The organism is Nitrososphaera sp. (assembly GCF_037447015.1).
Taxonomy (GTDB): Archaea; Thermoproteota; Nitrososphaeria; order Nitrososphaerales; family Nitrososphaeraceae; genus Nitrososphaera.
This window is the reverse complement of sequence record NZ_JBBIHK010000034.1, coordinates 1-20,087: the sequence shown is the minus strand read 5'-3', so window position 1 is coordinate 20,087 and position 20,087 is coordinate 1. Positions and strand designations below refer to the sequence as shown.

Below are 20,087 nucleotides of genomic sequence, written 5' to 3'. Positions count from 1 at the left end.
TACAATGAGGACGCCAAGACGGAGTACAGGAACGTCGCCATAACGCCGATGAGCTGAGAGGAGCAACTGGACTGATAGTGGGGCAGTAGAGGGAGGAAGCATCCTCCTCTCTTCTCTCTCCCTCTGCCTGCCTATTTTTTCAAACAAAACCCTCCCCTGCAGCGCTGTGTCACACAACTCTACTGGCAACGCGTCCCAGTTTTGTTACCCTTTCATTCATTCGTTCCTTGATCACACATCATGCCAGCAATGTCTGGAGGAGCCGGGAGGTCAGCTCATAGTCGTCCACCGGGTGGTTCTCAAAGCCCCCTGCCTCCAAGAGTGCGTCCCTGTCAATGATATAGGCCGTGCCGCCCAAGGCGACTCTTCTGTCGAGCATGAACCGGCGGCTGGTGACGGGGGCGAGCCGCAGGCCGCCTGCAAGGGCAAGCATCCATGTCACAAAACTGTAGCTTTTGTCGCCCGGCACGTACCTGCCATGCACCGCGGCGCAGCCGCGCCGGGCAAACATGGCGAGCGCATCTTCGATAAAGTTTTCAGGCAGGTAACAGTCGGCGTCAAGCACGAGTACGTGCCTCCCCCGGGACACCTTGACGCCAAAGTTGAGGGCCGCGCCCTTGCCCGCCTTTGCAGTCGTTAGCGAAAAGGCTCTGACCCGCCTGTCCTGCACCATCTGTGCCTCCTCAAACGTCCTGTCGCTGCAGTTGTGGCACACCACTATGACTTCGATGTTGCGGTACGTCTGCCTCAGGCACCGGGACGCGCTTTTCCTTATCACCGCTTCCCTGTTCCTTGCGGGTATGATTATGCTGACCAGGCCGCCGAGTCGACGACCGGAATCGCCACTGCCGTCCCTGCCGCTGTCATCATCGTCGCCGTCATCATCATCCATCCCTGCCAGCATCTGTATCAGCCTTCCTGCCTTCGTCTTCCTCTGCTGCTCTCCTGCGCTGCCATAAAACGCGATAAAGGCGCCGAGGACGAATACCATCGTGCTTGCAGCGCAGAGCACGTTTAACACCAGCAAAGAGAGCAGGATCGTGAGCAGGTCCGGCTCGCCATCATCTGCCCGCATCCCTATACGCAGCACCGGGGTGGTCGCGAGCACTGCGGCCCACACGACGAACGCGGCCACGAGCCCTCCGATCCACAATACGCTAGCGTCAGGCTTGAGCAATGGCCTTTTCTCCCCTGTGCATCACGGCGCCAAAGTATTAATCAAAATCGTCCGGCTCTCGGTGCGCAACCGGCAAAATCCGGTCACATAGCTCCAGTTTGCGGCACGCGCGAATTTATCTGATGCATTTTGATTTTCGGCATGAAAAACCCAGAATTAATAACAATAGCCGGGACCCGGCCCGAGCTGATAAAACTGTCTCGCTTTATACAGCTGATGAGGGAGAACAACGGCGGCGGCCACAGCCACGCCCTGCTGTATACGGGCCAGCATTATTCTGCCAATATGAAGGACATTTTCTTTGACGAGCTTGGCATCGAGGCGGCAGACTATGATCTAAAGAGCAACACGTCAGACGTCGGCCAGCTGAAGGGCGGCATCCTGTCGCTCCTGGAGCGCATCAGGCCGCGCTACGTGATACTTTACGGTGACACCAACTCGACGATGGCGGGGGCCCTGGCTGCTCAGGAAATAGGGGCGGGCCTCATCCACATCGAGGCCGGCATACGGGACTTTGACCTCACCATACCGGAGGAGAGGGTGAGGATCTATATCGATTCGGTGTCGGATCACCTGCTGGCCCCGACCGAGCTTGCCAGGACCTTCCTTGAATACGAGCAGGTGCAGGGCAGGATAGCGGTTCCTGGCAACCTGATTTCAGACGTCTGCACCAGGATGGCAGAGCTGGCAGAAGAAAAAGAGCGCCGGCTGCCCGAAGGCGGCAGCAGCCTCCCCGGCGAGTACCTGCTTTTGACCATGCACAGGCAGGAAAACGTGGACGACCCGGACAGGCTCTTGCTGCTCCGCAAGCACCTTGGCACGATAAAGGACAGGGTGGTGTTCCCGGTGCACCCAAGGACAAGGAACAACCTGGCGCGCTATGGCATCAGCCTGCCGGAAAACGTGGTGCTGATAGACGCCGTAGGATACCTGGAGTTCCTGCGGCTGCTAAAGAACTGCAAGCTGGTCATGACGGACTCGGGAGGGGTCACCGAGGAGGCCATGATACTGAAAAAGCCGTGCATAACGCTCAGGCACTCTACTGCCAGGTGGGAGACGATCCTGATGAAGGCCAACGTGCTCTTTCCCCTCGAAAGGAAGGACCCCCTCGGCGACGTAATCGAGCAGATGTTGCAGGTGAGGATAACCGGGAACCCGTACGGCACGGATGTCGCGGAAAAGACCGTCAGGCTGGTGAATGAAATAGCCTCCCCCTCCTCATCTTCTCCTTCTCATTCGCCGTCTTACACCAAGAGGGAGAGGGGGGCAGAGGGCGAGCCTATCGGCCCCATCTCGCCGCCTGGGTCGCCGCGCCTTGGCGCAGGGCATCAAAGCCCCTGACAGTGACCACATATGTGCGCATGAAGGTCGTCGTCGGTTGCAATAGCAGAGTTGCCCGCCCGTCAGCGAGCTTGGATCGATGGGTAGAGAACCGCGGCTAAAGCGTCCTGTACGATGCACGCAGCGCGCGTTTGCACCGGAAAAGCCTTTCCCGTGCCGGGCCAAGCACTGCTAGCTCCAGCCTTTCTTCAAGGAAGCAAGTGAGCTGATGTAGTAGTGCTGCTCGTCTGGACCCACATTCGCAGAGCGGCGGCGCCGCTTGCCGGAGAGGGGGAGGGGAGGGAGCCGATCAGACGTCTGCATACATCGCAAACTCGTGCGGGTGCGGCCTGACCGCCACCTCGACGTGCTGCTTTTCCTCGTGCTCGATTATCTTCCTTATCGTCTCGCCGTCAAAGACCGGCTTTAGGAACTCGCTGTCGCTCTTGAGCTCCTCGCACGCCTCCCTGAGAGACGCCGGCAGCTGCTTTATCCCAAACGTGTTTCTCTCTTCCTCGGTCATCTTGAAGATGTTCTCATTCACGGGGTCGCCGATGTCTATCTTTTTCTTGATGCCGTCAAGGCCGGCCGCCATTATGGCGGCAAACGCCAGGTACGGGTTGCAGGACGGGTCGGGCGCGCGGAACTCGATCCTCTTCATCGCCGCGAATTTCTCGCCCTTGAAGTGGGCCGGTATGCGTATGATGGCAGACCTGTTGCCCGTGCTCCACGCCACGTAGACGGGCGCCTCGTAGCCCGGCACCAGCCGGCGGTACGAGTTGGTGGTCGGAGCCACAATCGCTGCAAGGGCCTGCGCGTGCGCCATTATCCCTCCGCCGAAATAGCGCGCAGTCTGGGACATCTCGGCATAGTCGTCGTTTGCGTCGTAGAACAGGTTCTCGCCCCTGTTCCACAGGCTGACGTTGACGTGCATCCCCGAGCCGTTGTCAAGCGCAATAGGCTTTGGCATCATGGTGGCTATCTTGCCGTGCTTTTTGGCGATGTTCTTCACGATGTGCTTGTAGCTCTGCACGCTGTCTGCCGCGTTCACGAGCGTGTCAAAGCGGATGTCTATCTCGCACTGGCCTGCCGTCGCCACCTCGTGGTGGTGGGCGTCGCAAACTATGCCAAAGTTGTTCGTGAGCACGTCGACGCACTCGTTGCGGTAGTCCACAAGCGTGTCGCCCGGCGCGGTGGGCAAATAAGCTTCCTTGAGCCTGAGCGTGTATCCGACGCCGTCGGCAGACCAGGGAGCCTCCTTTGACGTGATGTGGTAGCTCTGGCCCTGGTACGGCGTCATCGTGTTCACTTCAAGCTTGTCAAAGACAAAGAACTCGACTTCGGGCCCCCAGTACGAAGTATCGTAGCCCCTGTCCCTGCAGTGGGCTTCGGCCTTTTTCGCAAGGCCGCGGGGGTCGCGGGGGAACGTGTCCCTCTTGGACCCGCCGGACAAGATGTCACATATCAGCCGGGCCGTCTTGGCCTGGTCTATCCAGCGCATCGTCGCATAGGTGGCGGGGTCCGGCCTGATGATGAGGTCGGACTCGTGGATCTCTGTAAAGCCCCTGATGGACGAGCCATCCACCTTGGGCAGGCCGTCGGTGAAGTCCTCTATCTTGAACATCTTGGCGTCCATGGTGGTGTGGTGGAACCTGCCGAACAGGCCGGTGAACTGCAGGTCGAGGAACTTGATGTCGTCCTCCTTCAGCCTGCGCATCACGTCCTCCGCTGTAAATGTCAGGGGCTCAATTTTCCCGTCAATTAATTTATAAGGCAACCGACAACCTCTCAGAGATAGGACACGAAAATCCCTAAATTTAAGGTTATTTGGGTGCCCCGGGCAAGGAGGGAGTGAGTTCTCGCACCACCATGAGCGAAAATAACGATAAAAGCAATAACAATAATAACAGCAGCAATAACGGCGAAAGCATCTCGATAAAGGAAGTCTTTGCGCTGCTCAAAAAAGAGGTCGAGTCGCCGGGCGTGCTGCAGGCAATCGACGCCGACACCTACCAGCGCATAGCGTCTGCCCTTGCAAGCCTGAAGGGGCAGGGCTTTGAGGGGGTGGAGGCCAAGGTGCGGGACAGGATGGTCGAGCTGATGTCCCAGTCTGCACGGCTCCTGATAGAGGTGAGGCAGAGCAAGGTGCGGGCCGCAACTACTACTACTACAACGACTGCTGACAACAAGGAAGAGCCGCTGGACTATTCAAAGCTGACCGACGAGGAGAAATACGTGCTTGACGGCCAGGCCGAGTCTGCAAGCCGGATGGAGCAGGTCGTGTCGGCTACCGCCAAGGGGAGGCCAAAGGTGCTCGAGTCCATCTCTTCCAGGATACGGTCAAAGCAGATAGTCGTGCGCTTTGTCAGGCACATGGAGCAGTTCATAGGGGTGGACATGTACAGGTACGGCCCGTTCCAGGAGGAGGACGTCGCCACGCTCCCGCTTGAAAACGCCCGGTCGTTCATAGAGACCGGCGTGGCCGTGCAGGTGCACGCGCAACTGTAAAATAGCTATTTCGACCACTGCAGCATCGCATACACACTTGGCGCACAACGGCGTGGACATCATCGACTATGTGCTCTATACCGTCTACCCGACGGCCGCGTTCTTTGCGATAGGCTATGCGGCCAAGATTACGAAGATGCGCCAGGTCTACACGTTTGTTATCCAGGCCCTGGTCTGCTTTGCGTTTGCCGGCTATTACCTTGCGGCAATACCGATGGGCGGCGCGCAGGGGCTTGCAGTCATACTGGCGATGTTTGGCGTGCTCTTGCTGTTCATGGCGAGAAAGAAAAAGATCGAGCCGGCAGAAGAAGAAGAGCAAAAGCGCACCTGAAATCCATTTTTTACAGCTTTTTCTGCCAAAGAGCCAGAATCTTTTATTCTGGTGCCTAAACGGTAGACGTTTTTGCCATAACCTGCGGCAATGCTAAAATATTTGGAAAACGATATATGACACATGCAGGACGTTAGAGTAAGCGCAAACAACGGCTCGCTTGCTGACTCTGTCAAATCGGGGATCGTGGCCGGCCAGGTCGCCGCCTGGGCGATATTTGGGCTGATTCTCGCCATAGACGCAAACCTGCTGACGCCCACCATGACGCAGCCGGGGACGTTCTACAAGATGATCGGCATGGCGTTTGGGCAGGGGCCTGCGACGGACGTGTACGCCGGCTTTCTGCTGCACATGGTGACTGCGACGGTGATAGGCATCGCCTACATGGTCATATCCGACTCTGTCAGGAAGCTGCACATAGGCTCGGTCTTTAAAGGGCTTGCCACCGGCATAATCACCGGCGTCGTGGTGTGGGCGGTGCTCTTCCTCCCGCTGCACTTTTGGGTCATGCAGCCGATGCTCCAGAACATCGTCGCCACCGCAGACCCGTCGTCTCCCATACACCAGCTCGCAAGCAGGCTGGCAGGTGTTTCGGGCACAATAGTGGCCGGCTCGCTTGCGCTGCACGTCGTGTTCGGCGGCGTGCTCGGGTTTGCAGGAAGGCTTGCCACCTCCTCAAAAGAGCTGCTGGAAGAAGAGAGCAGACAACAACAGCACGCGTAGGAAAGGACGCAGCAGCCCACGCTCTTCTCTTCTTCTCTTTTTCTCTTTTTGCATGCGCCATCTGTGTATTGTTATTGCTAGAGTGAGTCCTTGGAACAGGAGGAAAAGAAGAAAAAGAGAGAAGGGAAAGCGGCACAACCATGTATCATAATGTTCTTAAGAATCTCGCGCGGAATTGTTACACATGGCTTCATCATCATCATCAAAAGGAAAAAAGTCGCCGGACATTGGACTTGGGAGCGCCGGCAGGGAAGGCACGATAAAGATCCTGTCCGCGCTGCTGGCAGACGAGTACCTGCTGTACACAAAGACGAGGAACTACCACTGGAACGTGGTCGGCCCCCGGTTCCAGCAGCTCCACGAGTTCTTCAAGGCCCAGTACACGCAGCTCGACGTCATCGTGGACGACGTCGCAGAGAGGATCCCGCAGCTGGGAGGCAAGGCGCCGGCGACGCTTGGCGTCTTTGCAAAAAACTCGCGGCTTGAGGAGGACTCTGCCATCGTCGCCGACGCGGACGAGATGCTGTCAAACCTGCTTGGAGACCACGAGGCGGTGATCAGGAACCTGAGGAAAGACTCTGAAACTGTCATGGACAAGTACGGCGACTCGGGCACCAACGACTTTCTGATCGGCCTGATGGAGCAGCACGAAAAGATGGCGTGGATGATCAGGGCGCACATAGAGGGCAGCGGCAGCAGCAAGTAGAGCTCTGCTGCTAACCTGCTCTTTCTTTTTTCTCCAATTGTTCGTTTACAAAAAAGCATATTATGGCAGCTGGGCGCTATTGCACTATCAGGACATGACAATAGAGGGCAAGGTTGCAGTGATAACAGGCGGCAGCAGTGGCATAGGGTACGCGACTGCGCTCGCCCTGTCAAAGGCCGGCGCCAAGGTGGCGGCAGGGGCGCGCCGGACAGACAGGCTAGAGCAGCTGAAGGCAGAAATTGAAAAGATCGGCGGCGAGGCTCTTGTGGGCAGGCTCGACGTGACGAAAAAGGCCGATTGCGACTCTTTTGTGAACGACGTGGTGAAAAAGTGGGGCGCGGTGGACATACTCGTCAACAACGCCGGCCTCATGCCGCTCTCGTTCTTCAAGAACCTGAAGGTGGACGAGTGGGACCGCATGGTGGACGTAAACCTCAAGGGCGTGCTCTACGCCGCTGCGGCCGTTGTTCCGCACATGATCGCCCAAAAGTCGGGGCACATCGTCAACATCTCCTCCATCGCCGGCCGCGTCGTGTTCCCAGCCGGCTCTGTCTACTGCGCGACCAAGCACGCGGTGACCGCCTTTTCGGAGGGGCTGAGGCAGGAGCTGAGCCAGCGCTACAGCATACGGGTGACTGCGATAGAGCCGGGGGTCGTCGACACAGAGCTAAACAACACCATCACCGACGCGTCGCTCCAAAAGTTCGTCGAGTCGACCAAGCAGATGGCCGCCCTGCACGCAGAGGACATTGCAAACGCCATCCTGTTCGCAGTCGGGTCGCCCCCGCACATGAACGTCAACGAGATAATGGTCCGGCCGACCGTGCAGGAGCGCTAGCCAGGATGCGATGGCGGCAGAGATTCTTTCTCTCCGCCTGCCACCGCAGTAGTAATAATAATAACAACGACGACGACAACTAGACTTTATAATTCGGGCCTGCCTGAAAAGGGCAGAGAGAAAAACAAATGGGCAGCAGCAATGACAATAACGATGGCAACGGCGGGGAGAGCAAGAGGATAGTGGTCCTCGGCGCAGGGTTTGGCGGCCTGGCTGCTGCCAGCATGCTGCGCAAGAACCTGCCGCAGGGCCACCGCGTAATCGTAATCGACCGCAAAAAAGAGTTCATGATGGGGCTCGTGAACCTGTGGATCCTGCACGGGGACAGGAAACTCGAAGACGCCCGCACGCCGCTCGCCGGCCTCGACGCAAAGGGCATCGAGTACCTGAACGACGAGGTGACTGCAATCGACGCTGCCGCCATGAGCGTCACCTGCAAGGGCCACGGCAGGATAGCATACGACTATTTGATAATCGCACTAGGCGCCGAGCTTGCGCCAGAGCGCGTCGAAGGCTTTGTGGGCAGGGGGTACAACCTGTACGACGCGCCGCAGGTGCCGCCCCTGCGGGAAAAGCTGCTCTCCCTTAAGCAGAGGGGCAGCGGCAGGGTCGCAGTGTGCATAATGGGCCTGCCCTACAAGTGCCCGCCGGCGCCCTACGAGGCAGCCCTCTTGATCCGCGAAATGCTCGGGGACAGAGAAGAAGACATCCAGATAGACATCTATACGCCGACCCCAATCGCGCTGCCGGTCGCCGGCCCCGACGTCAGCAGGCAGGTCGTCGAGTCGGTGGAGGGGCGGGGCATACGCTTCCACCCGCTGCGCAAGCTGAAATCAGTCTCGGACGGCCTGGTGCTTGCGTTTGAGGACGGCTCGACTGCGCAGTGCGACGTGCTTGTCGGGATTCCGCAGCACCGCCTGCCCGACGTGATCAGGACCTCCGGCCTTGTCGCAGAAGAGGGGAAGGAGCAGTGGATGGCGATTGACCGCAGGACCATGCGCACGAGGTTCAGGAACGTGTTTGCAGTCGGCGACGTGACAGAGATCAAGGTCGGTGGCCAGCAGCTTGCGATACCCAAGGCAGGCATCTTTGCCGAGGCGGAGGCCAGGGTGGCCGCGCAGCAGATAATCGACGAGATCAAGAACCACCAGCCTGCGGCGGCGTTTGACGGGCGGGGCTACTGCTTCATGGAGACCGGCGGCCGCAAGGCCGGCTACATCGAGGCCGACTTTTTCGCCGAGCCGGCCCCCGTCCTGCGGCTAGAGCCGCCGTCTGAGGGCAACTACCTGAAAAAGCACGAGTTTGAGCGCTCGCGTATCGCCGAGTGGCTGCTACTCTGACGGCCTTTTCTTCTCCGGCTTGGACATCGTGTAAAAGCCGTGCGCGGATATCAGGAACGCGGCAAGCGACATCTTGGTCGCAAACACCAGGTTCCAGGGCGTGTCCGGCTTGGGGTATTTCACGTTCAGCTCGTCGAACTTGAACACGCCCCTGATCGCGTCTGCGGTTATGAGCGAGTTCCACACTATAAAGTTGTAGACAAACTCGTACAGCGCCACCACGGCTATCACGAGGACGATGAGCTGCAACACGGCCTTGGCCGACCTGGGTATGCTGCTCACCTTGTCGCCGCCAAGCTTGACGACGCAGTACCACGCGACCACCGAGACTATCATCAGGTACGTCACGAGCTTGGCCAGCCCCGGCAGGGGGAACTCGGTCTCGACCAGCACCTCTCCTATGACGACCTTGCCGCTGCTCTGGTACTCGCCCAGGCTCACGTAGATGGAATAAAACGTGATGGCCGCCATGACCGTGGCGCAAAAGTAAAAGACGCCAAGATAGATCTTTCTCGTCGTCCTGTCGTCTCTTTCAAGCGCAGAGCGCACGTGCTAGGTAGCGAAAATGGGATATATTATATTATTTTTTTTATTTCCCGTCATTTCTTTTTGATCGCCTTCAAGAGCTCGTCTGCGCCGAGTGTGTTGAGCACGTCGCCCTTTGTGGCCCACCCCCTGCGCGCCTGGCCTATCCCAAACTGCAGGAACGCAAAGTGCAGCGGGTGGTGCGCGTCCGAGTCTATGACCAGCTTGACGCCGGCCTGCACCGCCTGCCTGACGTACTCGTCCTTCAGGTCGAGCCTGTTGTAGTGCGCGTCTATCTCAAGCGCCGTCCCCGTGTCCTTTGCCGCCTGCACCAGCCTCCCGATGTCGACGGGGTAGCCCTCGCGCCTGTTTATGAGCCTCCCTGTGGGGTGGAATATGATGTCGACGCTCGGGTTCTCTGCCGCCCTGACCAGCCGGGCAGTCTGTGTTTCTACTGGCAGGTTAAAGTTGGAATGTATGGCCGCGCCCACGATGTCCAGTTTGTCAAGCACGTTGCCTGCAATGTCAAGCGAGCCGTCCTTCATGATGTTCACCTCGGCAGATGCAAGGACGCGCACGCCGGCGCTTTCCGACCGCAGCCGGTCGTTCAGCTCCCATATCATGTTTGCCTGTTCCAGCAACTCTTGCTCGTCCAGGCCGCCTGCCATAGCCAGGCTTTTCGTATGGTCGGTCAGCGCGATGTAGTCGAGGCCGAACTCTCTGGCGGCGCGGGCCATCTCCTCTATCGTGGCCGTGCCGTCCGTGCTGTCGCTGTGCACCTGCAAGTCGCCCTTCAGGCTGCCGTAAGGCACCAGCTCTGGGACTGCGCCTTTCATTGCAAGCTCTAGCTCGCCGGCGTTCTCCCTCATCTCTGGCGGCATCCACTGCAATCCCAGTGCTTGATACACGTCCTGCTCCGTCCTGCCTGCCACCCTGCGCTCGCCTTCAAAAACCCCCCACTCGTTGAGGCGCAGCCCCCTGGCGATGGCTATTTTGCGCAGCTCGACGCTGTGCTCCTTGCTGCCCGTGAAATACTGCAGGGCAGAGCCCCAGCTGTCTGCAGGCACCACGAGCAGGTCAGAGTCGATGCCGCCCTGCAGCCGGACAAACGCCTTTGCCTGCCCCTTGCCATTCACCTCCTCGACCTCTGGCATGCCCACGAAAAAGTCCATGACCGGCTCCGGGTCGGCCGCGGCCACGAGGTAGTCGATGTCGCCCACCGTCTCTTTCATCCTGCGCGCCGAGCCTGCTATTGACGCGGCCGACACACCCGGCAGGCCCTTCAGCCTGGCCTCGATCTGCTTTGCAAGGGGCCACACCTCGCCAATGATGTGCCGCCCCCCGCCCTTTTTTGCAAACTCGATCTTTTTCAAAATGTCCTGCTCTTTCTTTGCGGTGATGCCCGGGACCGCCTTCAGCCTGCCCTCCCTTGCTGCGGCTTCAAGGCCGGCCAGGTCGGTGACCCCCAGCTTTTGGTATATCGCCTTGAGCGTCTTGGGGCCGACGCCCTCTATCGACCCGAGCTCGGCCACGTTCACCGGCAGGCGCGCCCTGAGCTCGTCAAGATGGTGTATGCTGCCACCTGTCTTCAGGTATTCTTCAATCTTGGCTGCAATTGCCTTGCCTATTGCAGGAATCTGCAGCAGCGCGCCGATTCCGCCTTCCGCATAGACCCTTGAGATGTCTGTCTGCAAACCCTCGACGCTGTCTGCCGCGCGGTAGTAGGCGCGCGCCCTGAACTGCGCGTTGTCAGAGTCGTCGCCCATCTCTGTCAGAAAGCCCATCTCGCGCAGGAGCCTTGCAAGCTCGCTGTTCTTGCTGCCGCCATTGCCGCCGCCTTTCTTCTTCAACAGCCAGTCTTTGCCGCCGGAGGGTTCTTAACGTTTATCTGTCAGCTTGCCGTAGCAATGCCGCTGTTAACTGCTGAACGGTGGTGATGACAGCTTTCTAGCTCTGAGCCGTTCGCGATTCTACATAATATGTGTAAGAGAAAATATTGAACATGGGAAATGGGGGCTGATGACTTGGTGGAAATGCCGACGGCCACTTCCCATGTTCTGAAGTCGTCGCCTGTACGTTTTGCCCCAGTCGATTTTACCGTTGATAAAAGGCGCTTCTGATTACTCTTGCGCGCTTTTGATTGCGCAAAAGCGCCGCTGATGCCGCGGCGATTGAGCGTGATTTGTAGCGGCTGTTGGATACTTGTACCGCCCGCATGCTAGGGCTGCGTCTTGCGTTGTAGCACCGTTAATGACTGCGGGACACGAAGCAATGGCATGATCGAAACGATCGAAGCAATCGGGTATGTCGCACTCGGGTTTGCAGCAACCTTTGCCGGCCTGGAAGCAGCGTGGAGGGTCGCCCTGAAGGACCGCCACGTGAGCGCCGTCCATCCAACGGCGGCAAGGGTCAAGTAATGGCGCCTCTGGCAGAGGCAATGGTGACGGCAGGAGTTGGCCCGCTCGTGATCGCCGGCTCTGCTGCGGCCGGCATCGCCTTTATTGTGAGGCTGACTCTCCTGCAGTTTGTCCGTGACGAGCGCATGCTGCGCAGGGCAAGGGCCTGCTGATAACATTCACTCCATGTACAGTGCTTCAAGCAATTCCAGCTCTGCGCCGGAAACGTCCAGCCTTTTGCGCAGGTGCCTTGCCATGTCTGTCGCGGTGACCATGCCCACAAGCTCGTGGTAGTCGTCCTCAACCGCAAGGTGCCTCACGCCCGAGTCTACCATTATCTTTGCAGCCGCCTCAACGGCCGAGTTCTTGTTCACAGACTGGACCGGCGCCGACATTATGGCAGTAGCCGGCGTCTTGCTTGCAAGCGCATCCTTGGCGCACACGTTCCTGACGAGGTCGCGCTCTGTAAGTATGCCCACCATTTTCTCGCCATCCTTCAAGATGACAGAGCTGACGTTCCTTTTGGCCATCTCCTGGGCCACCTGCTGGACGCTCGAGTCGGCGTCGACTGCGACCACCTTGTTGCTCATGATGTCCTCGACTGCCGTCTTGATCTGCCGCTGCCGCACACGCTTGCTCATTGTGCTATCATTGCGCGCAGCTGGTTATATGCACTTTGCGAATTCCAATTCTGTGACTTCTATTGACGTGTTTGAAGCAAATTGCAGTCGAAAATACGTTCATGCTTACAACCTCCTATTCATAATGCTTTTATAGATGTATTCTTTATACGTTGACAGCTAAAAAACCATTATGTTGAATAACACTGGATGATCTCATAAATAGTGTTGTTTGTCAACTAAAAAATTATACGAAGTTTAGTGTTTTTCTAAAATATATAGAAAGACTTTTATCTTAAGATCTCTCTGTAAAAGTTGAAATATGACAATTTTTGTGTGTGTTGGAGGAGGTAAGAGCGTATGCTAAGTTTCGAAGAAGTGGCGATGTTAAAGGATGGCTTTTTTGCCAAACGCATAATTTCGGCGATAAAGATGGGTGGAGAGGTAGATGAATCAAAACGTACGCTTTTCAAGCGTGTAATAAATTATTTGGATACAATTGAAGACGGTAAACAACAAATCCATACTGGGAATTTGGTCGAACATCCAGTAAGATCTATATCTGCTTATAGGAAAGCAATAGAAATTGTAGCTATTCTGCCCAGCGAAAATGAAGCTGAAGAGAAATTTAATTCAATCCTGACAAATGTAAGAAATGAAGTTCAAAGCATCGTTGAAGGTAAGAACAATGTCTCTATTGAAACATTAAAAACAACTTATCAGTATTTTAAAGAAGCAAGGAAATTAGCAATACAAGAAACAACTAGAGATTCCATCAGCGGACAGGAATTAGTCACTTGGCAAACTCCTATGCAATTCTGAGCGAATTAATAAGATCTAATTCAGAAGTCGCAACATTCCAAAAGGATAAGCTTAGTGAGCTAGCCGCTAAAGACTTTCCTTTTCCAGATTCTGAGAGATTAATAACAGTACTTAAAGAGGTGAACGAAGAGATCTTAATAATATTCGACGAGTTACAGAGCCAATTTCAGAAACTGGAACATAGCGACGATGATGAATCAGATGATGAGAATACGTACGAGGAATTATTGGGCGATTTATTGGTCTACTCAAAGTTACTTTGGAACATCAATTTACTTGTATATTTTGTTGAGCAATCAGCACGCGAGCATGTATCCCAAAGCACCGTTTTCCTAATATCGTATTTGACAAAAAAATATACTCACAATTCTAGCTTTTTCCTTACTCCATTATCTGAGCATAACTTTCTTTATAGAAACTTAGGACGCTATCTCAAGGATCTTATAGGCGACTCTATTCCAAACGCTACAGAGATCCTTAAAAAGCTGCCAGAGAACTTTTCTATACTTTCATTTCCAGAAATACATAGAGATAATATTCTTGCAAATATACTTCTTGCTCATGAGGTAGGCCATTTTATAGTCAATGTGGAAGGACTTGAATCAAAAGTAAATACTAAAGTGAAGATCGATAATAAACTATTTTCCGATTACATGAATAGAATTGGCTCAGCAACTGTTGAAGTAAATAAAAAACAGCGAACTATATCAGAGTTCTTTGAAATGGAAAAAGTTCAAGCTCAGATACTAGAACAGCTTACTAAGAGCATTGAGAGTTGGATCAGAGAATTATTATCTGATATGATTGGTTTTAGATTAACTGGACCGGTGTTTGTCTTTGCACTTGCAGACGAACTGCTCACGATGCTGCCACACGGATTGGCGAATGATAGATATCCTCCTACATCTTATAGACTAAGGATTATTCTGGCAGAAATTGAAAAACAGAAGTTTATTGATGCAGTTGAAAATCCGGAGGATAGAAAAAAAATTACTGGACTTATTGAGAAGATTAAAGTCTATCTGACCACACCCTCGGCTCCAAATCATGACGAGCGTTTAGATATAGTCTATCAGGCAGTAGACGCAGTTGAACCAATAATAAAACAAATTGCTGACGAAGCAACTATTGGAATGCAGTACGCCTCGACACAATTTGGTCAGGATGTTTGTAAACTTATCAAGAAACTAGAGGAGATAACTCCGCCTTGCGAAATAAAAGATGCGAACCAGCAAATATTATTTCTATTTTGAATGCAGGGATGATTTACAAAATGACTTGGATGAAAGATGGTCGGTACAAAGCATCTAAAAGAGAAGATATAGAGAATACCGAAAGAACTATCAATGCTCTGGTCTTGCGATCTATCGAGATGAGTATTTTGGAACAACAAATGCTAGAACATTTACAAAAAACAGACAAGTGAGAAAATGAGCGCAAGTAATCAAATAAAGAAAGGTGAAATGCCTTCTAAGGAGGATCTTCAACGCAGATTAAATTTGGATGGTGCTTCTCCTGAAAAGCTTGTTGTTACACCATTGATTAACCCTGATAAACAAATTGAGGATGGTACAATAGATCTTAGGCTAAGCACAGAATTTGTCGTTGCCAAACGCAGCAAGTTTGCTACCCTTGATCCTTTAGATGAAAAAGGTAACATGGATTCTAGAATTTTAGAATATCAAGAAAAAGCATATGTGAAAATTGGCCATAAGCTAATTCTTCATCCACAACAATTCGCCCTTGGCGCGACGTTTGAATATATAAAAATGCCAGTAGATCTTATAGGATATGTTCTAGGTCGTTCCTCTTGGGGAAGACTAGGATTATTGATTGCAACTGCGACGGTAGTCCACCCTGGTTATGCTGGAATCATAACCTTGGAACTAACTAATCTTGGAGATACGCCCATTACATTATACCCAGGTACTAGAATTGCACAACTTGCGTTACATCAAGTCAGTATGACGGAAGAGGAGCGGAAAAAGAAACTTGACGAGGCTCAACAGGCTAAAACTAAGTACAAAGCTTCTGTCAGCCCAATATTCAGCAGAGTTCATCAAGATAGTGAATGGCCCATGATAAAAAGCATTAGAGATTCTCAGTTAAAAAAGGAGTAAGTTGCATGCGGAGGCCGGACTGGGACACTTATTTCATGTTGCAGGCAGAGATAGCCAAGCTGCGCTCAAACTGCCTGACGCGCCACATAGGCGCAGTGATAGTCAAGGACAACCGGCAGGTGGCCACGGGCTACAACGGCACGCCGCCGGGGATAAGGAACTGCTTTGAGGGCGGCTGCCCACGCTGCCTCGCCCGGTCGAGGGGCGAGATCAAGTCCGGCGACGGGCTGGACCGGTGCCTGTGCACCCACGCCGAGGCGAACGCGATAATGCAGTGCGCCATGTTCGGCAACGCCGGCAGCACGCGAGGGGCAACGCTCTACTCGACGTTTGCGCCCTGCATCGAGTGCAGCAAGATGGCGATAAGCGTGGGGATAAAGCGCATAGTGGTTCTCGCCGACTATCCCGAAGACGGCACGCCCCTCCTGAAGGAGGCCGGCATCGAGCTGGTCAAGCTCGACCCGGAAAAGCTGAGCCCGTGGGTCACCATAATCCCGCAGGACTCGGAGGCGTCGGCCAAGGCCGTGAGCAGCGGCAAATAGCGCGTGCAGACAGTAGAGGCACATATACATGATGCAAGTCAACATCACGCAGTTCAACGTCCAGCTCTATTTCAGAGAGCCGGTGCTCGACAGCGAGACCCTGAAGGGGATGTTCACCGGCGCAGACGGCTTTGCCACCACTTCTGCTGCTACGGCAGCGGCCGAAGAAACCGGCCGGGGCGCCCACCCAATGAGCGGCTCGCCCTCTTTTTACCGCGGGGGCTTTCGCATAGCGCCCGTGCAGTCAAACGTGCTCCCGTTCCGCATCCTGCAGGTGATGAGCTACCCGAACGCGCTTGCCGAGCCGGACGCCGAGACGCTAGAGTGCCTGCGCCTTGTATCTGCCCGGCTGGAGCAGGGGCTCCACGTCGACCTTGGGCGCGACATCTATGCGGTGCGCACCGTGTCGCACTCGATAGTGACATCGCCGGATGACAGCCCTGCAACCAGCCGCGCGCTCTCGCGCATATCCGGCATAGAGAACGTCCCGACGCTTGCCGGCAGGTACGTCGCGCACAAGAACCCGATGGGCGCGCTCCAGCTGGTGACAAGGACTGGAAACGACCTGGTGCAAGAGTCGTGGAGCGACATCAGGGTGAGCCAGTTTGGCGACCGCTCGTACGTGGTGACGATATTTAACGAAACGAGCTCGCTTGCCGCCGCGCTGGAATCGATACGGGGTGTCAAGCAGTTCGTCTCCACCCTGATGCAGGAGATCGAGCTCGCTTGCAGCTGCGCATAAGGGCCGCAAGGAGACAGGACAGGGAGGAGATACTCTCGTTTTGCCAAGAAACGTTCAGCTGGGGAGACTATATCGACCGCGTCTGGGACAGGTGGTTTGCCGACAGCAGTGGCAGAAAAGCCCGCAGCAGCCGGCTGTTCGTGGCAGAAGAGGAAAAGACAGGGAGGAAGATCGCAATGTCGCACGTCGCCCTGTGCCCCGGCGGCTCGGCGGCGTGGCTTGAAGGCGTGAGAGTCCACCCCGACTTTCGCAGGTCAGGAGTCGCCACCATGCTCCTAGAGAGGATGCTTGCCTTTGCAGGCAGGCGCGGGGCAGGGCAGGCATCGGCCATCGTGGCAGACGACAATCTGGCGTCGCAGCGCATGATGGAGCGAAACGGCTTTGCAGCCGTTTCAAGGTGGGTGTATTGCAGCAGCGCTATTCGGGACGGGCCTGGCAGCCGGCCACGCAGGAGCAACGCAAGGTTTGCCCGGGCCGGCGACCTTGACAGGACGTGGCAATACCTGCAGGGCTCGCCCATCTACGAAAAGGCGGCAGGGCGCTACGTCAAGTCCTGGCAGTGGTACGCGCTTGACAGGGATGCCCTGCGGAGGCTGATAGCAGAAAAGCAGGTCGCAATAACGACTGCCGGAGAGGATGGCGATGATGATAGTGGTAAGGCAATCGAGGTGGACGGCCTTGCAGTCATCAACAGGAACGGCTACTGGGACAGGCGCGACGTGTTGCAGGTCGTGTACCTGGATTCGTCGTCTGACCCTGGCGACCTCCTGTCCTTTGCGTCAAGCCTCTGCGCAGAGGGCAGGTTTTCGCGCATGCACGTGATCTGCCCCGACGTCTGGCAGCTGACTGCCGCCGCCCCTGCCGGCGGGTTCGGCGAGGAAGAAGAGTCCGAGAGGTTCCTTCTGTACAGCAAGGTTATTACGCCAAGGCGATAGAACCTGCCCTGTCTTGGACTTCTTTGACTTTATACAAGTTGGCGGCCTGCGCGTCCGCTACGCAGACACGGGGTATGGCACCGCCGCCTCCGGCGGCAGCAGCAAAAAGAAGGCTATATTGCTGATACACGGCCTTGGAGGCTCTATCGAGAGCTGGACCAACAATTTCGACGCGCTTGCAAAACAAGGTCTGCGCGTCATCGCGCTCGACCTCCCCGGCTTTGGCCAGAGCGACAAGCCCAAGATGGACTACACTGTCAAGTTCTACAGCGACTTTGTAGCCCGGTTCGTCAGGGAGTTAAAGGCCGCGCCGCTTGCAGTCGCCGGCTCGTCGCTTGGCGCCCACGTCGCGGCCGAGCTTGCGATAAACCACCCCGGCATTGTTTCAAGGCTGGTGCTCATAAGCCCGCCGGGCGCCCTGCCCCGGTCGTTTGCCGGCACGCCTGCCCTCCGCAGGTACGTCAGGGTGCTGCAGGCCAGAGACGTGGAGCAGGTCAAAAAGGCGCTTGCCGCCGTGGACAACAGGCCGGTGGCCGACGACTATGCAAAAGCAGTCTATGAAAAGCTGGCGATGCCCGGCGCCAAGGAGGCGTTCCTGTCGGCCCTTGCCGGCACCGCCCGGGCGCCAAGGCTCACTCCGAGGCTACATCTGATAAAGGCGCCCACGCTCCTCATCTGGGGCCAGCAGGACATCATGATACCCGTAAAATTCGCCGAGCCTTTCATCAAAAAGATAAAGAGCTGCCGGGCGGTGCTTCTTGAAAACTGCGGCCACCGCCCCCACGTCGACAAGGCGGCAGTCTTTAACCACCTTGTCGCCGGCTTTGTGCACGAAGAGTGCCAGTAGTTGCTAGCGCAGGCCGCGCTCGAACCTGTCGAGCCTCTGCATCATCTCCAGGCTCCTTGCCTTCATGCCGTCAAGCTCCTCGCGCAGCTGGGCGACCTCTCTGGGCTTGCTTGCCGCCTCCCTTATCATGTTGATGCACTCCTGGGCGACGCGCCGCACGCGGTGGTCAAGGTCGCGCTCTGCGACCCTCTCCAGGTCGGGTATCGCCTTGACGTACTCGGCGTCTGCAAACGCCTTGCACGCGTTTATCCTGACCCTGAACCACCTGTCTTCAAGAAGCATCTTTAACTGGTCGACCACAGTCGCGTTTTCTCCTGCGAACTTGCCAAGCGCAAACGTGGCAGCTTCTCTGACGCGGTGGTGGTTGCCGTACCTGCTCTTTTCTACCAAAAGGGCTGCGACCTCTTTGTCGTCTGCAAACTCCTTCAGCCCAGCTATCGCCCCCTGCGCCACGACGTTCTGGAACGACCTCGACTCGACGCCCTTTGTCAGCACGGGCATCGCCTGCTCTTTGCTGCGGGTCTTGCCTATCGCAGTCATGACCTCAGACTCGACAAAATAGCTCTCGTCGTGCAGGTACTCTTTGAGGAGCTCTATGGATTCGGGCCGCCTGAACTCGCCAAGCGCCTTCACGACTGCCCGGCGCGCCTTTGGGTGGCTCACCCCCTTCAGGCACTTTTTCAGAGCCCCGTACGCCGAGTCTGTCCTGATGGTGCCAAGCACCTTTGCCGCTTCTGCGGCCACGCCCCAGAAATCGGACGTGACTGCCGCCTGCAGCGCCTCGACCACCGCGTCTGCCGAGTGCTCTTTCAGGGCGCGGGCCGCCTCGACTCGCTCTATGACGGTCTTGCCGCGCTGCAGCTGCTTTATCAGCATCTCCTTTGGGGCCTTGACAGAGACCGTCTTGAGCACCTTGAACTCGGGGTCGACGGAGAACCATTCCACCTCTCCTTCGTTTTCTTCTTCTAGCGGGATGTGAAGGGTGCTCTCCTTGTCTGAAATGTCTAGCGTGTATATCCTGTCGCCGCCCTTTGCAAAAACGAGCCTGACTTCCAGCGGGAACGAGAAGAAGGGCGGTTCCTCTTCTCCTCCTCCGTCATGCTGCTGTTGCTCCTCCTGCTCTACCTTTATCCTGGCCGCCTTTGAATCTGCCGAGAACGTCACCTTGAGCGAGGGGTGGCCCTCCCTGTACAGCCACTGGTCAAAGAACTGCTGCAGGCTCTTGCCGGTCTCCAGCTCGAACACCTTGCGCAGGTCGTCGGTCTCCGCCACGCCGTTTGCAAACCTCTGCAAATACGTCTTGAGCGAGCGGCGAAAGCGCGCGTCGCCCACCTGGTGGCGCAGCATGTGGAGCACGCACCCTGCCTTTTCGTAGGCGTGCCTGTCAAACAGCTCGTCGGGGTGCCTGTACGTCTTGGTCACTATGGGGCGCACGTACCTGCTGCCGGCCTCTTCAAAATAGTCGTCTGCCGTCTGCATCACGTAATAGTGGAACTCGTCAGTGCCCCTGCTTGCTTCCCAGTACAGTGCCTCGCAGTAGGTGGCAAAGCCCTCGTTGAGCCAGATGTGCTGCCAGTCCCTGCACGTCACGAGGT

The 20,087-nt window shown here is 56.0% G+C and carries 22 protein-coding genes; 16 read left to right on the top strand and 6 right to left on the bottom strand.

Features of this window, described 5'->3' with window-relative positions; all coding sequences use genetic code 11:
• Positions 1-238 precede the first annotated feature (238 nt).
• Positions 239-1,153: a glycosyltransferase family 2 protein gene (locus WKI84_RS10515; RefSeq protein WP_337863506.1), complete on the bottom strand. Its 915-nt coding sequence runs from the start codon at positions 1,151-1,153 to the stop codon at positions 239-241.
• Between the two features lie 165 nt (positions 1,154-1,318).
• Between WKI84_RS10515 and wecB the strand changes: the two genes are divergently transcribed.
• A complete protein-coding gene (gene wecB, locus WKI84_RS10510) occupies positions 1,319-2,518 on the top strand; it encodes a UDP-N-acetylglucosamine 2-epimerase (non-hydrolyzing) (RefSeq protein ID WP_337863505.1) in 1,200 nt (399 codons plus the stop codon).
• Positions 2,519-2,807: 289 nt separating this feature from the next.
• On the opposite strand, the gene glnA is transcribed toward wecB, so the two are convergent.
• Complete coding sequence (gene glnA / locus WKI84_RS10505) at positions 2,808-4,214, bottom strand: type I glutamate--ammonia ligase (protein WP_337863508.1); 1,407 nt, start codon at positions 4,212-4,214, stop codon at positions 2,808-2,810.
• 152 nt (positions 4,215-4,366) lie between these two features.
• On the opposite strand from glnA, the gene WKI84_RS10500 reads away from it, so the two are divergent.
• The 6 genes from WKI84_RS10500 to WKI84_RS10475 all read left to right on the top strand — a co-directional run bounded on the left by WKI84_RS10500 (position 4,367) and on the right by WKI84_RS10475 (position 8,943).
• Positions 4,367-5,005, top strand: a complete 639-nt coding sequence (locus WKI84_RS10500) for a hypothetical protein (protein WP_337863504.1) — start codon at positions 4,367-4,369, stop codon at positions 5,003-5,005.
• Positions 5,006-5,042: 37 nt separating this feature from the next.
• On the top strand, positions 5,043-5,336 hold the full coding sequence (locus tag WKI84_RS10495) for a hypothetical protein (RefSeq protein WP_337863503.1): 294 nt from the start codon (positions 5,043-5,045) through the stop codon (positions 5,334-5,336).
• A 123-nt stretch (positions 5,337-5,459) separates the two neighbouring features.
• Positions 5,460-6,059, top strand: a complete 600-nt coding sequence (locus WKI84_RS10490; protein WP_337863502.1) for a hypothetical protein — start codon at positions 5,460-5,462, stop codon at positions 6,057-6,059.
• A 184-nt stretch (positions 6,060-6,243) separates the two neighbouring features.
• Positions 6,244-6,765 (top strand): DNA starvation/stationary phase protection protein, encoded by a 522-nt coding sequence (locus WKI84_RS10485; RefSeq protein ID WP_337863507.1) that lies wholly within the window; start codon positions 6,244-6,246, stop codon positions 6,763-6,765.
• A 94-nt stretch (positions 6,766-6,859) separates the two neighbouring features.
• Complete coding sequence (locus WKI84_RS10480) at positions 6,860-7,603, top strand: SDR family oxidoreductase (protein ID WP_337863501.1); 744 nt, start codon at positions 6,860-6,862, stop codon at positions 7,601-7,603.
• A gap of 128 nt (positions 7,604-7,731) precedes the next feature.
• Entirely contained in the window at positions 7,732-8,943 is a 1,212-nt protein-coding gene (locus tag WKI84_RS10475; RefSeq protein ID WP_337863500.1) for an FAD/NAD(P)-binding oxidoreductase, read from the top strand.
• On the opposite strand, the gene WKI84_RS10470 is transcribed toward WKI84_RS10475, so the two are convergent.
• Both WKI84_RS10470 and polX read right to left on the bottom strand, forming a co-directional pair.
• Positions 8,935-9,492, bottom strand: coding sequence for a hypothetical protein (locus WKI84_RS10470; protein ID WP_337863499.1), 558 nt, complete (start codon positions 9,490-9,492; stop codon positions 8,935-8,937). The two genes, WKI84_RS10475 and WKI84_RS10470, sit on opposite strands and share 9 nt — an antisense overlap.
• Positions 9,493-9,542: 50 nt before the next feature.
• Positions 9,543-11,318 (bottom strand): DNA polymerase/3'-5' exonuclease PolX, encoded by a 1,776-nt coding sequence (gene polX / locus WKI84_RS10465; protein ID WP_337863498.1) that lies wholly within the window; start codon positions 11,316-11,318, stop codon positions 9,543-9,545.
• Between the two features lie 426 nt (positions 11,319-11,744).
• Between polX and WKI84_RS10460 the strand changes: the two genes are divergently transcribed.
• Complete coding sequence (locus WKI84_RS10460; protein ID WP_337863497.1) at positions 11,745-11,885, top strand: hypothetical protein; 141 nt, start codon at positions 11,745-11,747, stop codon at positions 11,883-11,885.
• Positions 11,885-12,037: a hypothetical protein gene (locus WKI84_RS10455; RefSeq protein ID WP_337863496.1), complete on the top strand. Its 153-nt coding sequence runs from the start codon at positions 11,885-11,887 to the stop codon at positions 12,035-12,037. The genes WKI84_RS10460 and WKI84_RS10455 overlap by 1 nt, the downstream gene beginning before the upstream one ends.
• A 6-nt stretch (positions 12,038-12,043) precedes the next feature.
• Here WKI84_RS10455 and WKI84_RS10450 read toward each other — a convergent pair whose 3' ends face one another.
• Positions 12,044-12,505, bottom strand: a complete 462-nt coding sequence (locus WKI84_RS10450) for a CBS domain-containing protein (protein WP_337863495.1) — start codon at positions 12,503-12,505, stop codon at positions 12,044-12,046.
• Between the two features lie 339 nt (positions 12,506-12,844).
• Here WKI84_RS10450 and WKI84_RS10445 point away from each other — a divergent pair, with 339 nt between their 5' ends.
• From WKI84_RS10445 to WKI84_RS10415, 7 genes are all read left to right on the top strand, one after another.
• On the top strand, positions 12,845-13,306 hold the full coding sequence (locus WKI84_RS10445) for a hypothetical protein (RefSeq protein ID WP_337863494.1): 462 nt from the start codon (positions 12,845-12,847) through the stop codon (positions 13,304-13,306).
• Entirely contained in the window at positions 13,282-14,559 is a 1,278-nt protein-coding gene (locus tag WKI84_RS10440; RefSeq protein WP_337863493.1) for a hypothetical protein, read from the top strand. The genes WKI84_RS10445 and WKI84_RS10440 overlap by 25 nt, the downstream gene beginning before the upstream one ends.
• 177 nt (positions 14,560-14,736) lie before the next feature.
• A complete protein-coding gene (gene dcd, locus WKI84_RS10435) occupies positions 14,737-15,426 on the top strand; it encodes a dCTP deaminase (protein WP_337863492.1) in 690 nt (229 codons plus the stop codon).
• A gap of 5 nt (positions 15,427-15,431) precedes the next feature.
• Entirely contained in the window at positions 15,432-15,968 is a 537-nt protein-coding gene (locus tag WKI84_RS10430) for a dCMP deaminase family protein (RefSeq protein ID WP_337863491.1), read from the top strand.
• Positions 15,969-15,996: 28 nt separating this feature from the next.
• The gene (locus WKI84_RS10425) at positions 15,997-16,710 is read left to right on the top strand and encodes a hypothetical protein (protein ID WP_337863490.1); all 714 of its coding nucleotides are present in this window, start codon (positions 15,997-15,999) and stop codon (positions 16,708-16,710) included.
• Positions 16,695-17,645, top strand: coding sequence for a GNAT family N-acetyltransferase (locus tag WKI84_RS10420; RefSeq protein ID WP_337863489.1), 951 nt, complete (start codon positions 16,695-16,697; stop codon positions 17,643-17,645). Before WKI84_RS10425 ends, WKI84_RS10420 begins: the two co-directional genes overlap by 16 nt.
• Positions 17,646-17,658: 13 nt before the next feature.
• On the top strand, positions 17,659-18,492 hold the full coding sequence (locus tag WKI84_RS10415; RefSeq protein WP_337863488.1) for an alpha/beta fold hydrolase: 834 nt from the start codon (positions 17,659-17,661) through the stop codon (positions 18,490-18,492).
• A 3-nt stretch (positions 18,493-18,495) separates the two neighbouring features.
• Here WKI84_RS10415 and WKI84_RS10410 read toward each other — a convergent pair.
• A partial coding sequence (locus WKI84_RS10410; protein WP_337863487.1) for a HEAT repeat domain-containing protein occupies positions 18,496-20,087 on the bottom strand: 1,592 nt, incomplete at its 5' end.

Excerpts from the sequence above, each read along its gene's own strand:
- wecB (WP_337863505.1), top strand. The coding sequence starts at position 1,319 with ATGAAAAACCCAGAATTAATAACAATAGCCGGGACCCGGCCCGAGCTG.
- glnA (WP_337863508.1), bottom strand. The coding sequence starts at position 4,214 with ATGCGCAGGCTGAAGGAGGACGACATCAAGTTCCTCGACCTGCAGTTC.
- WKI84_RS10500 (WP_337863504.1), top strand. The coding sequence starts at position 4,367 with ATGAGCGAAAATAACGATAAAAGCAATAACAATAATAACAGCAGCAAT.
- WKI84_RS10490 (WP_337863502.1), top strand. The coding sequence starts at position 5,460 with ATGCAGGACGTTAGAGTAAGCGCAAACAACGGCTCGCTTGCTGACTCT.
- WKI84_RS10485 (WP_337863507.1), top strand. The coding sequence starts at position 6,244 with ATGGCTTCATCATCATCATCAAAAGGAAAAAAGTCGCCGGACATTGGA.
- WKI84_RS10480 (WP_337863501.1), top strand. The coding sequence starts at position 6,860 with ATGACAATAGAGGGCAAGGTTGCAGTGATAACAGGCGGCAGCAGTGGC.
- WKI84_RS10475 (WP_337863500.1), top strand. The coding sequence starts at position 7,732 with ATGGGCAGCAGCAATGACAATAACGATGGCAACGGCGGGGAGAGCAAG.
- WKI84_RS10460 (WP_337863497.1), top strand. The coding sequence starts at position 11,745 with ATGATCGAAACGATCGAAGCAATCGGGTATGTCGCACTCGGGTTTGCA.
- WKI84_RS10455 (WP_337863496.1), top strand. The coding sequence starts at position 11,885 with ATGGCGCCTCTGGCAGAGGCAATGGTGACGGCAGGAGTTGGCCCGCTC.
- WKI84_RS10450 (WP_337863495.1), bottom strand. The coding sequence starts at position 12,505 with ATGAGCAAGCGTGTGCGGCAGCGGCAGATCAAGACGGCAGTCGAGGAC.
- WKI84_RS10445 (WP_337863494.1), top strand. The coding sequence starts at position 12,845 with ATGCTAAGTTTCGAAGAAGTGGCGATGTTAAAGGATGGCTTTTTTGCC.
- dcd (WP_337863492.1), top strand. The coding sequence starts at position 14,737 with ATGAGCGCAAGTAATCAAATAAAGAAAGGTGAAATGCCTTCTAAGGAG.
- WKI84_RS10430 (WP_337863491.1), top strand. The coding sequence starts at position 15,432 with ATGCGGAGGCCGGACTGGGACACTTATTTCATGTTGCAGGCAGAGATA.
- WKI84_RS10425 (WP_337863490.1), top strand. The coding sequence starts at position 15,997 with ATGATGCAAGTCAACATCACGCAGTTCAACGTCCAGCTCTATTTCAGA.